This window comes from Cellulosimicrobium sp. NPDC055967 (assembly GCF_042269845.1).
Lineage (GTDB): Bacteria > Actinomycetota > Actinomycetes > Actinomycetales > Cellulomonadaceae > Cellulosimicrobium.
Genome location: NZ_JBHJYJ010000005.1, coordinates 16,586 through 28,638 on the forward strand (window position 1 = coordinate 16,586; position 12,053 = coordinate 28,638).

General features: G+C 72.7%; 11 protein-coding genes. 4 read left to right on the plus strand and 7 right to left on the minus strand.

What is annotated here, in order from left to right; genetic code table 11:
• The first annotated feature begins 49 nt into the window (after positions 1-49).
• Positions 50-1,027 (plus strand): NAD(P)H-quinone oxidoreductase, encoded by a 978-nt coding sequence (locus ACFC2L_RS08470; RefSeq protein ID WP_375823832.1) that lies wholly within the window; start codon positions 50-52, stop codon positions 1,025-1,027.
• Positions 1,028-1,093: 66 nt separating this feature from the next.
• Entirely contained in the window at positions 1,094-1,738 is a 645-nt protein-coding gene (locus ACFC2L_RS08475) for a bacterial proteasome activator family protein (RefSeq protein ID WP_375823833.1), read from the plus strand.
• Between the two features lie 36 nt (positions 1,739-1,774).
• On the opposite strand, the gene ACFC2L_RS08480 is transcribed toward ACFC2L_RS08475, so the two are convergent.
• From ACFC2L_RS08480 to ACFC2L_RS08500, 5 genes are all read right to left on the minus strand, one after another.
• Complete coding sequence (locus ACFC2L_RS08480; protein ID WP_375823835.1) at positions 1,775-2,695, minus strand: DMT family transporter; 921 nt, start codon at positions 2,693-2,695, stop codon at positions 1,775-1,777.
• Positions 2,696-2,791: 96 nt separating this feature from the next.
• The gene (locus ACFC2L_RS08485; protein WP_336724292.1) at positions 2,792-3,760 is read right to left on the minus strand and encodes a carbohydrate ABC transporter permease; all 969 of its coding nucleotides are present in this window, start codon (positions 3,758-3,760) and stop codon (positions 2,792-2,794) included.
• A complete protein-coding gene (locus ACFC2L_RS08490) occupies positions 3,757-4,746 on the minus strand; it encodes a carbohydrate ABC transporter permease (protein WP_375823836.1) in 990 nt (329 codons plus the stop codon). The genes ACFC2L_RS08485 and ACFC2L_RS08490 overlap by 4 nt, the downstream gene beginning before the upstream one ends.
• 146 nt (positions 4,747-4,892) lie before the next feature.
• A complete protein-coding gene (locus ACFC2L_RS08495; RefSeq protein WP_375823838.1) occupies positions 4,893-6,296 on the minus strand; it encodes an ABC transporter substrate-binding protein in 1,404 nt (467 codons plus the stop codon).
• 260 nt (positions 6,297-6,556) lie between these two features.
• Positions 6,557-7,567, minus strand: coding sequence for a LacI family DNA-binding transcriptional regulator (locus tag ACFC2L_RS08500; RefSeq protein ID WP_375823840.1), 1,011 nt, complete (start codon positions 7,565-7,567; stop codon positions 6,557-6,559).
• A gap of 232 nt (positions 7,568-7,799) precedes the next feature.
• On the opposite strand from ACFC2L_RS08500, the gene map reads away from it, so the two are divergent.
• Positions 7,800-8,591: a type I methionyl aminopeptidase gene (gene map / locus ACFC2L_RS08505; RefSeq protein WP_375823841.1), complete on the plus strand. Its 792-nt coding sequence runs from the start codon at positions 7,800-7,802 to the stop codon at positions 8,589-8,591.
• Between the two features lie 103 nt (positions 8,592-8,694).
• Here the strand turns inward: map and ACFC2L_RS08510 are convergent, their stop codons facing one another.
• Positions 8,695-9,480, minus strand: a complete 786-nt coding sequence (locus tag ACFC2L_RS08510) for an HAD family hydrolase (protein ID WP_375824127.1) — start codon at positions 9,478-9,480, stop codon at positions 8,695-8,697.
• A gap of 35 nt (positions 9,481-9,515) precedes the next feature.
• Positions 9,516-10,799: a serine--tRNA ligase gene (gene serS, locus ACFC2L_RS08515; protein WP_024839177.1), complete on the minus strand. Its 1,284-nt coding sequence runs from the start codon at positions 10,797-10,799 to the stop codon at positions 9,516-9,518.
• A 72-nt stretch (positions 10,800-10,871) separates the two neighbouring features.
• Here serS and ACFC2L_RS08520 point away from each other — a divergent pair, with 72 nt between their 5' ends.
• Positions 10,872-12,011: a diacylglycerol/lipid kinase family protein gene (locus ACFC2L_RS08520; protein WP_375823842.1), complete on the plus strand. Its 1,140-nt coding sequence runs from the start codon at positions 10,872-10,874 to the stop codon at positions 12,009-12,011.
• The last annotated feature ends 42 nt before the right edge of the window (positions 12,012-12,053 follow it).

Consider the following 12,053-nt stretch of genomic DNA (forward strand, 5'->3'; position numbering starts at 1 on the left):
CCCGTCGGCGAACCGGCGCCTCCCGGGCCGTCCGCGTAGTCTCGGCGATGTGCGAGGCGTCACGATATCGGCCCCCGGTGGCCCTGAGAAACTAACGGTTTCCGCGCTCCCTGACCAGACCCCCGGCCCGGACGAGCTCGTGGTCCACGTCGCTTCCGCTGGCGTGAACCGCGCTGACCTGCTACAACGCGCCGGATCCTACCCTCCGCCCGCCGGCGCACCGGACTGGCCCGGCCTCGAGGTCTCGGGCACGGTCGCGGCCGTCGGGGGGTCGGTGACGGGCTGGTCGGTGGGCGACCGCGTGGTCGCGCTGCTCGACGGCGGCGGCTACGCGGAGCAGGTGCGCGTCCGGTCGACGCAGGTGCTCCCCGTCCCCGACGGCGTGGACCTCGTGGACGCCGCCGCGCTCCCCGAGGCGGCGTGCACGGTGTGGAGCAACGTCGTCGACGTCGGTCGTCTGGCCCCGGACGAGTGGCTGCTCGTCCACGGCGGGTCGGGCGGCGTCGGGACCGTCGCCGTGCAGGTCGGCGCCGCGCTCGGTGCCCGCGTGGCCGTCACCGCCGGCGGGCGCGACCGGGCCGACCGGTGCCTCGCTCTGGGGGCGAGCCTCGCCGTCGACCACCGCGAGGAGGACTTCGTCGCCGCGGTGCGCGACGCCTCGGGCGGGCACGGCGCGGACGTCGTGCTCGACGTCGTCGGTGCGGCGTACCTGCCGCGCAACCTCGAGGTGCTCGCCACGGGCGGCCGCCTGGTCGTCATCGGCATGCAGAAGGGACGACGCGCGGAGCTCGACCTGGGTCTCCTCCTCGCCCGGCGCGCCACGGTGGCCGGGACGACGCTCCGGGCGCGGCCGCCGGCCGAGAAGGCGCGGATCGTGCACGAGGTCCTCACGCACGTCTGGCCGATGGTGGAGGACGGCCGCGTCCGCCCCGTGGTGCACGCGCGCCTCCCGCTCGAGGAGGCCGCGCGGGCGCACGAGCTGCTCGACTCGGGCGAGGTCTTCGGCAAGGTGCTCCTCGTCCCCTGACCGCGGCCGACACCGGGATCACGCGCCGTCGGTGCGCGCGTGGGCGCCGCGCGCCAGACTGGACCCATGGCTGACGAACCCCGCGACCCCCGCCCCGACGAGCCCACCGCCCCCGAGCCTGCGAACGGTCCGGAGGACACCGTCGACGACACCGACGAGCCCGCGCGCGCCACGGTCGTGATGCCGGACGGGACGGGGGTGAGCGTCGTCGAGAGCGACGACTCGACCGACCCCGACCGCAACCCGGCGACGGTCATCGAGGAGCCCGCCAAGGTGATGCGCATCGGCGGCATGATCAAGAAGCTCCTCGACGAGGTCCGGGACGCCCCGCTCGACGAGGCGGCGCGGTCGCGCCTCGCCGAGATCCACGAGCGCTCGCTCACCGAGCTCGAGGAGGGCCTGTCGCCCGACCTGGTGGCGGAGCTGCACCGGATCACGCTGCCGTTCTCGGACGACACCGTCCCGACGGATGCGGAGCTGCGCGTCGCCCAGGCGCAGCTCGTCGGCTGGCTCGAGGGCCTGTTCCACGGCATCCAGACGGCGCTCGTCGCCCAGCAGATGGCCGCGCAGGCGCAGCTCTCGCAGATGCGTCGCGCCCTGCCGCCGGGTTCGCTGCCGCCCATGGGCCCCGGTGCGCCGGGCGGGATGCCGGGCCACCCCGGCCGGGCGGACGAGCACGACGGGCGTCCCTCCCCGGGTCAGTACCTCTGAGGCACCGCGACCCGCCCGCCCGTCCGGGCCGGGTGCTCAGGCGGGCGGCGGGTCGAGCGGCGCGGCGTCGTCGGGCGGCGGCGAGTCCCGGCCGCCCGGGCGCGCGGCGGTCATGGCGATCGCCCCGGACACCAGGACGAGACCGACGAGCTCCGGGACCGTGGGCACCTGGCGCAGCACGACGGCCCCGACGACGGCGGCCGTCGCCGGGAGCAGCGCGAGCAGCACCGAGAACGTCGCCGCGCTGACCCGGCGCAGGATGACCTGCTCGAGCGCGTACGGGACGACGGACGAGAAGAGGGCGATCCCGGCGATCGCGACCGCGTGCCGCCAGTCGCCGAGCACGGGGACCGCGCCGGGCGCGAGGAACGGCGCGAACACGAGGGCGCCCACGGTCATCGCGACCGCGAGCGACGTCACCCCTGAACCGGAGACGGCGACCCGCCGTCCCAGCAGGATGTACGCCGCCCAGCACGCGGCCGCGACGCCGATCGCGGCCAGGCCGAGCACGGCGTCGTCGCGCGGGAGGTCCGACTCGATCGTCACGCCCGCGAGCAGCACGACCCCCGCCGCGGCGACCGCGATCGCGCCCCGCTCGCGCCACCCGCTGCCGGTGACGGCGGCAACCGCGACGGGGCCGAGGAACTCGATCGCGACGGCCGTCCCGAGCGGAAGGTGGTCGATCGCGACGTAGAACGCGAGGTTCATGGCGGCGAGGGCGACGCCGAAGACGGCGACCCACGCGAGGTCGTGCCGGGTCCACCGGTGACGCCACGGCCGGCGCCACGCGAGCAGCAGCACCGCGGACGCCGCGATGCGCAGCCACCCGATCTCGATCGCGCCGGCCACGGCGAACAGCCCGACGGCGATCGCCGCGCCCAGGTACTGCGTCAGCCCCGAGACGACGAACAGCGCCGGGGCAGGAACCCGGTCGAAGGCGGCGGGGCGACGTGTCACCCGTCGACTCTAGGCGCCCTCATGCGCCGGTCGAGCATGCGGCTGCGGCCCCTCCGACGCGCGGGACGGGCCGGAGCCGCATGCTCGGGACGGGTGTCAGCCCTTGACCGACCCCGCGAGGAGACCGCGCACGAAGTACCGCTGCAAGGCGACGAACACCACGAGCGGCACGATGATCGAGATGAACGCACCGGCGGTGAGGATGTGCCAGTCGCCACCGCGCGATCCAGCCATCTCGGCGACTCGCACCGTCAGCGGGTAGGACGAGGTGTCGGCGAACGTCAGACCGACGAGCAGGTCGTTCCAGACCCAGAGGAACTGGAAGATCGCGAACGACGCGATCGCGGGCACGAGCAGGGGCAGGAGCACCTGGAAGAAGATCTTGACGTGACCGGCGCCGTCGACGCGCGCGGCCTCGACGAGCGACCGCGGGATGTCCTTCATGAAGTTGTGGAGGAGGAAGATCGCCAGCGGCAGCGCGAAGATCGAGTGGGACAACCAGACGGTCCAGAACGTCCCGTTGAGGCCCACGTCGACGTAGTCACGCAGCAGCGGGACGAGCGCGACCTGCAGAGGCACGACCTGGAGCGCGAAGATCGCCACGAAGAGGATCTCGCGACCCCGGAACTCGATCCATGCGAACGCGTACGCCGCGAGGAGCGCGAGAGTGATCGGGATGACCACGGCCGGCAGCGTGATGACGAACGAGTTGACGAAGTAGGTCGACAGGTTGCTGCCGCTGCCGTAGAGCGCCTGGTCGTAGTTGTCGAGCGTGAACTCTGCCTCGCCGTTGAAGAGGCCCGGGATGACGGTCCACCACCCGCTCCGACGGATGTCGAGCTCGGGGCGGAAGGACGTCACGAGGAGGCCGACCGAGGGGATGGTCCACAGGATCGCGATGAGGATCGCGAGGAACGACGCCCAGGGTGAGCTGAGCTTGCCCTTGGCCGCGATCGCCCGCTTCTCGAGCCGGGTCAGCTTGCGAGGGCGGCTCGGCCCTTCGAGCTCCGCCTCGGTGGTGAGATCGGTGTCCGGGACGACCGGAGGGATCGGCGTGCTGGTCATCGGATCTCCTCCGCGAGCCGCATCTGACGGACGTTGTAGACGATGATCGGGATGACCAGGATGAACAGGATGACCGCGAGCGCCGAGCTCAGGCCTTGGTTGTTCTGCCGGAACGCCTGCGTGTAGAACTCGTTCGCGACGACCTGCGTGCCGAACTGGCCGCCGGTCATCGTGCGCACGATGTCGAAGATCTTGAGCGTCGCCATCGCGATGGTGGTGAGGACGACGACGAGCGCCGGGCGGACGCTGGGGACGGTGATGTACCGGAACATCCCCCAGCCCTTGAGGCCGTCGAGCCGGGCGGCCTCGACGATGTCGTCGGGGATCGCCTTGATCGCCGCCGAGAGGATCGTCATCGCGAATCCCGTCTGGATCCAGATCATCACGACGATGAGGAAGAACGTGTTCCACGGCTGGCCGATGAGGAACTGCTGGGGCGGAAGCCCGAGCCACACCAGCACCTGGTTGAGCAGCCCGATCTGGTTGACTCCCGGCTGGTCGGGCCGGAACTCGTAGACGAAGCCCCAGATGATGGACGCCCCGACCATCGAGATGGCCATCGGGAGGAAGACGAGCGCCTTCGCGAACTTCTCGAACCGGGAGCGGTCGACGAGCACGGCGTACACGATCCCGATGAACGTCGACAGCAGCGGGACGACGACGACCCAGATGGCCGTGTTGCGCAGGACCAGCTGGAACTGGTCCGTCGTGAACGCCGTGACGTAGTTGTCGAACCCGACGAACTCGTTGCCGCGGCGGTCGAAGAGCGAGTTCCAGATGGTGATGAGCGCGGGCCGCACGAGTCCCCAGGCGAGCCCGATGACCGCCGGACCGACGAAGGCGAGCACGACGAGCCAGCGCGGGATCCGCTTGGGCCGGTCCACCGCGAGGAGGATCGCCCCCATCACCACGACGAAGAGCAGGATCGCGAGGAACATCAGGCCGAACTTCTCCACGGGAGAGCTCGGTTCGGTCAACCAGTCCATGGTGGCCTCCGGTCGGGTCGCCCGCGGCAGCGAGGGCGAGAGGGTTCTACATCCTGGACCCGGAATCGGGGGGCCCGCCACAGTGGGCGGACCCCCCGTCCGGTCGTGCGTGCCTCAGACGGGGCGCGCCCCGCCTGTCGGCCGGGTCAGGACGACGGCCAGGACGCCTCGATCGTGTCGACGACCTCCTGCGTGTCCGAGCCGGTGAACCAGTTCACCATGCCGGTCCAGAACGTCCCTGCACCCACCTCACCGGGCATGAGGTCCGAGGCGTCGAAGCGGATCACGGCATCCGGGTCAGCGAGGATCTCGGCCGAGAGCTGGTCGAACGAGGTCGCCAGGTTCTCGGGGTCGAGGCCGTTGTTGGCGCTGACCCAGCCGCCCTGGGGAGTCGTGAGCGCCTTCGTGTTGGCCCAGTCCGCGCTCGAGAGGTAGGTCTGGAAGGCCTGCACCTCGGGGCGGTCGTCGAAGGCCGCGACGAACTCGCCGCCGCCGAGGACGGGCTTGATGTCGGTCTGGTCGGTCGGCAGGTAGAAGGCGTAGACGTCACCGTCCTCGGCGACCTCCGTGCCCTCGGGCCACTGCGTCTGGTAGAAGTTCGCGGCGCGGTGCAGCCAGCAGGTGCCGTCGAGGATCGGGAAGCCCGCGTCGGTCCACGTCGTCGTCGCGATCGAGTCGACGCCGCCGAGGCCCGCGTTGACCATCTCGGGGTTCTTGAGGATCTCGCCCGCGGTGTCGAAGGCCTCGACGATCTGCGGGTCGTTGAACGGGATTTCGTGGGTGTACCACTGGTCGTAGACCTCGGGCCCTGCGGTCCGCAGGACGACGTCCTCGATCCAGTCCGTCGCGGGCCAGCCGGTCGCGTCACCGGACTCGACCCCGGCGCACCACGGCATCGAGCCGTCCTCGACGATCTGCTCCGAGAGGTCCATCATCTCGGTCCACGTGGTCGGCACCTCGTAGCCGGCGTCCTCGAACATGGACGGCGAGTACCAGACGTACGACTTCACGTTCGACCCGAGCGGAGCGGCGTAGAACGTGCCGTCGACGGTGCCGTACTCCTTCCAGGACTCGCTGAAGAACTCGTCGACGTTCGCGGACGTCTGGTCGGGAGCCGGGACGATCTCGTCCGGGAAGTCCGTGACGATCGTCTTCAGCAGACCGGGCTGCGGGAGGTAGGCGATGTCAGGAGCGTTGCCCGCCTGGATCCGCACGAGGAGCTGCGCCTCGAACTCGCGCGACCCCTCGTAGTTGACGGTGACGCCGGTGCACTCCTCGAACGGGTCGTAGGACGCCTCCTGCGTCGCCTGCTCGGGCTCGACGATCGAGGTGTAGACGGAGACCTCCGTCCCCTCGAGGTCACCGAACTCCTCGTACACGCTGCAGTCGATCTCGGGCGTCGCGGCGTCGCCGCCACCGTCACCGCCGCCGTCCCCGCCGCCGTCACCTCCGCCGCCACATGCAGCGAGCACGAGCGCGAGGCTCGCGCCGCCGGCGGCGACCGCCAGCGTGCGGCGACGCGCCGCGCTGGTCCTCGTGGTCCTGGTCATGTCAGCCTCCACCTCGTCGTGGGTACGGACGCCGTCACCCCGGTCCGGTGAGAACCGGGCGCATCGCGACGTCGCGAGCGCGGGTGCGCTCTCGCCCTAGGCACTATGCAAGCGGTTGCATCGCGCCGCCGCAAGCACAGGGGAGGCGAGTTTGCGTAACGATTCCGTCACGTGCGGCGGGTGCGCGCTCTCTCGGCCCTTCTCCCCTGGCCACGCTCCCACGCGGGGACACGGGCGCGCGGCGAGGCGCGGTGCCGGACCTACGCGCCGGTGCCCGGCGGCGCCGTCGAGCCGCGGCGCACGAGCTCCGTCGGGTAGGTGATGCTCTCCGGCACCGGGGCGCCGTTGATCATCTCGAGCAGGAGGAGCGCCGCGTCGAACCCCTGCTGGTACGCGTCCTGGGCGACCGTCGTCAGGCCGACGAGCTCCCCGAGGTCGTGACCGTCCACCCCGACGACCGAGAGGTCCTCCGGGACCCGCAGCCCCAGGTCCCGTGCCGCGAGGATCGCTCCCATGGCCATCTCGTCCGACGCCGCGAAGACGGCGGTCACGTCCGGCCGGCGGCGCAGGAGCTCCGTCGTGGACCCGCGCCCTCCCGCGACGTCGAAGTCGCCGTTCACCTCGAGGTCGGGCTCGACGGCGACGCCCGCCTCCTCCAGCGCGCGCACGTAGCCCTGCGCGCGCTCGACGGGCGGCGACCACGACGACACGAGGTCGGGCACCCCGGTGACGTGGCCGATCACCCGGTGGCCCAGGTCGAGCAGGTGGCGCGTCGCGGCCCGGCCGGTCGCGACGTCGTCGAGCCGGACCGTGACCTGGTCCGCCGGCCCCGATCCGACGAACGCGAGCGGCCGGGCGAGCGCGACGAGCGAGCGCACCTCGTCGTCGTCGAGCGGCAGGCCGACGACGAGCGTGCCGTCCACGCGGTGGCGCAGGACGCTCGGGTCGACCCGCCGGCGGGACGACGTCCGGCGCACGTCGAACGTGTAGAGCAGGACGTCGTAGCCGAGGTCCCGCAGCGCGCGCTCGGCACCCTCGATGACGTTGGCGAAGAACCAGCGGTTGACCCACGGGGTCAGCACGCCGATGGTGCGGGTGCGTCCGGTGGCCAGCGACGACGCCGACGGCGTGGGCACGTACCCGAGCCGGGCCGCCTCCGCGAGCACCCGCAGGCGCGTCGCCTCCGACACGTTGGGCAGGCCCCGCAGGGCGCGGGACACGGTCGCCGTGGACACCCCGGCGGCCTGGGCGACGTCGTCGATACCTGCCACGACGGGTGATGCTGCCACGCCGGGACGCCGGGTGGCGAGGCGCCGTGCCGCATCGTGAGCAGATCGATGCAAGCGCTTGCGCCCCCGCCCGGCGTGCCCGCGCCTCGCCCGCCGCCGCACCGCGGCACAGTGACCGATATCGTGGGGAGGCCCGTCCCGCGGCACCGCTCGGCACCGCTCGAGCCGGCCGCGCCGCCGTCGGGCACCCCACCTGCGAACCGGAAGGACCACGATGATCGAGCTGAGGACCCCGCGGGAGATCGACCAGATGCGACCCGCGGGGCGGTTCGTCGCCGACGTCCTCACCACGGTGCGCGCCGCCACGAAGGTCGGGACGAACCTGCTCGAGCTCGACGAGGTCGCGCACCGGATGATCCGCGACCGCGGGGCCGAGTCCTGCTACATCGACTACCACCCGTCGTTCGGTGCGAGCCCCTTCGGCAAGGTGATCTGCACGTCCGTGAACGACGCCGTGCTGCACGGCCTGCCCCACGACTACGCGCTGCGCGACGGCGACCTGCTGAGCATCGACTTCGCCGCCTCCGTCGACGGGTGGGTCGCGGACTCGGCGCTGTCGTTCGTCGTCGGCACGCCGCGCGCGGGCGCGCTCGGCGAGGCGGACGCCCGGCTCATCCAGACGACCGAGCGCGCGCTCGAGGCGGGCATCGCCGCCGCGCAGCCGGGCAAGAAGGTCGGCGACATCTCCGCCGCCATCGCGGACGTCGCGCACGCCGCGGGCTACTCGGTCAACACCGACTTCGGCGGGCACGGCGTGGGCCGCACGATGCACGGCGAGCCCCACATCCCCAACGACGGCCGTCGCAAGCGCGGGTTCCCGCTCAAGCCGGGCCTCGTCATCGCGATCGAGCCCTGGTTCCTCGAGACCACGGACGAGATCTACACCGACCCCGACGGCTGGACCCTGCGCTCGGCCGACGGGTCGCGCGGCGCCCACAGCGAGCACACGGTCGCGATCACGCCCGACGGCCCGGTCGTCCTCACCGCCCGCGAGCCCCGCGACTGACCGCCCCCGCGAGGGATCGTCCCCGGCACCGCGAGGTAGAGCTGCAGGTCGCGACGTAGAACCCCGCGAGCTCTATCTCGCGCCCTGCGGTTCTACCTCGCGGTCAGGGCAGGAGGCTCTGGAGGACGCGCGCCGCGCCGTCGTCCTCGATGGGGGCGGTCACCTCGTCGGCCGCGGCCTGCACGACGGCGTCCGCGTGGCCCATCGCGACGCCGTGCGCCGCCCAGCGGAGCATCTCGACGTCGTTGCGCCCGTCGCCGACCGCGACGGTCCGGTGGGGCTGGACGTGCAGCGCGCGCCGCACGAGCTCGAGCCCGGTCGCCTTCGTGACGCCCAGCGGCGCGATGTCCATCCACGCCGTCCAGCCGACGGCGTACGTCACGTCGTCCAGGCCGAGGCGCTCGACGAGCTCGTGGAACTGCTCGCTCGTGGACCCCGGCGACCGGACGATGACGCGCGTGACCTCCCCCGACCACAGCTCGTCGAACTCGACGACGCGGTGCACGCCGTCGAGCTCGCCGTCGGGGAAGAGCTCGTTCATGCGGAACCCGACGCCCACGTCCTCGACGGCGTACCGCGCGTCGGGCAGGTGCTCGCGCAGGAGCCGCAGGGCCGGGCCCGGATCGAACGTCACGACGTCCTCCAGCACGTACCCCTCCGGCTCCTCGGGGTCGAGCCGCGCCGTCACCGCGCCGTTCGACGCGACGACCCAGCCGCGGTCGATCCCCAGGATCTCCGCGACGGGCGTCATCGCGATGAGCGAGCGCCCGGACGCGAGCACCACGTGGTGGCCCGCCGCGCGCAGGTCGGCGACGGCGTCGCGCACGTCCTCCGACAGCTCCTGGTCGTACGACATGAGGGTGCCGTCGATGTCGAGCGCCACGAGCATCGGCCCGGACGCGTCGTCCGGGACGAGGGAACCCGTCACGCCACCACCGGCTCGAGCACCTCGAGGCCCCCGAGGTACGGGCGCAGTCCCTCCGGCACGCGGACCGAGCCGTCGGCCTGCTGGTGGTTCTCGAGGATCGCGACGATCCAGCGCGTCGTGCCGAGCGTGCCGTTGAGCGTCGCGACGGTGCGCGTCTCGTTCTTGCCGTCGACCTCGACGCGCTCCCGCACGTTGAGGCGGCGTGCCTGGAACGTCGTGCAGTTCGAGGTCGACGTGAGCTCGAGGTAGCGCTGCTGCGTCGGAAGCCACGCCTCGCAGTCGAACTTGCGCGCGGCGCTCGACCCGAGGTCGCCCGCCGCGGTGTCGATGACGCGGTACGGCAGGTCGACGAGGCGCAGCATCTGCTCCTCCCAGCCGAGCAGGCGCTGGTGCTCCGCCTCGGCGTCGGCCGGGTCGCAGTAGGAGAACATCTCGACCTTGTGGAACTGGTGCACGCGGATGATGCCACGCACGTCCTTGCCGTGCGAGCCGGCCTCGCGGCGGTAGCACGCGCTCCAGCCGGCGTAGCGCAGCGGCCCGGCCGACAGGTCGACGATCTCGTTCGCGTGGTAGCCCGCGAGCGCCACCTCGCTCGTCCCGACGAGGTAGAGGTCGTCCTTCTCGAGGCGGTAGATCTCGTCCGCGTGGGCGCCGAGGAACCCGGTGCCCTGCATGACCTCGGGCCGCACGAGCGTCGGCGTGATGACGGGCGTGAACCCGGCCGCGACCGCCGTGTCCATCGCGGCGTTGAGCAGCGCGAGCTCGAGGCGCGCGCCCACGCCCGTGAGGTAGTAGAACCGCGCGCCCGACACCTTGGCGCCGCGCTCGGTGTCGATCGCGCGCAGGCCCTCGCCGAGGTCGAGGTGGTCGCGCGGTGTGAAGCCCTCCGCGGCGAAGTCGCGGATCGTGCCCTCCTCGCGCAGCACGACGTAGTCGTCCTCGCCGCCCGCCGGCGCGCCCGCGACGACGTTCGAGATGCGGTAGAGCAGCCCGCGCAGCTCCTCCGCCGCGGCGTCCGCGTCGGCCTGGCGCGCCTTGACGTCGGCCGCGAGCTGCTTGGTGCGCGCGAGCAGCTCCTGCTTCTCCTCCCCCTGCGCCTGGGCGACCTGCTTGCCGAGGGACTTCTGCTCGGCGCGCAAGCTCTCGAACTCGCTCAGCGCGGCGCGGTGGCGCGCGTCGGCGTCGAGTGCGGCGTCCACCAGCGCAGGGTCGTCACCACGGGTGACCTGGCTGGCACGGACGATGTCGGGGTTGTCGCGCAGGAGGCGGAGGTCGATCACGCCAGCAGCCTAACGAACTGCGCGCCGCCCGGTCGCAGTCCTTTCCCGCCCCGGCCCCGCTACGGTGTCGCCATGTCCTGGACGCTCTGGCTCGCGATCGCGGCGCTCGCCGTCGCGGTGGTGGCACTCGTCGTCGCGCTGGGCCTGCGCGCGCAGCAGACCCGGCAGCGCCGCGCGCACGGCGACGAGGCGCTTCCCGTCGAGGAGCCCGCGCTCGAGGACGACCCGCGCGAGCTCGTCGCGTTCGTCGCCAACCCGTCGAAGCCCGACGTCGCGGGGCTGGAGGCGGTCGTCCGCGCCTCGTTCGCCGACGCCGCGCTGCCGGAGCCGCTGTGGTTCGAGACGACGGTCGAGGACCCGGGCGTCGGGCAGACGCGCGCGGCGCTCGCGCAGGGCGCGGACGTCGTCGTCGCCGTGGGCGGGGACGGCACGGTCCGCGCGGTCGCCGAGGGCATGGTCGGCAGCAGCCGCACCATGGGCCTGGTCCCGGTGGGCACCGGCAACCTCCTCGCGCGCAACCTCGACCTGCCGGTGGGCGACGCGCGTGCCGCGCTGGCCGTCGTGATCGCGGGGTCCGACCGCCCGGTCGACGTCGGCTGGGTCAAGGTCCTGCGCTACGCCGACGTCACCCCCGCCGAGGGAGACGAGCCGGGGACGGCGCCGGACCCCGCCCGGGACACCGACAAGGAGCACATCTTCCTCGTCATAGCGGGCCTCGGGTTCGACGCCGCGATGGTCGCCGACACCGACGACGACCTCAAGGCGAAGGTGGGCTGGGTCGCCTACTTCGTCGCGGGCATCCGGCACCTGCACGGGCGCCGCATGCGCGCGCGCATCCAGCTCGACGACACGCCGCCCGTGGACGCGCGGCTGCGCTCGCTCCTCATCGGCAACTGCGGCCGCCTCCCCGGGGGCCTGACGCTCCTGCCCGACGCGGTGATCGACGACGGGATCCTCGACATCGCCGCGATCGACACGCGCGGCGGGGTCGTGGGCTGGGCGCAGCTGTTCGGGGAGGTGGTCATGCAGGGCCTCGGCGTGCGCAACGACCTGCCCGCCAAGATCGGACGCATCGACCACGCGCGCGCCCGGCGCGTCCGCGTGCGCGTGGAGGGCGGCGAGCAGGCCCAGGTCGACGGCGACGTGCTCGGCCTCGCCGTGGAGATCGAGGCGCGCGTCGACCCCGGCGCGCTCGTGGTCCGCACCGCCTGACGAGGACCGCGATCGCCGAACCCGGCGCTCGCTGTGGGCGCC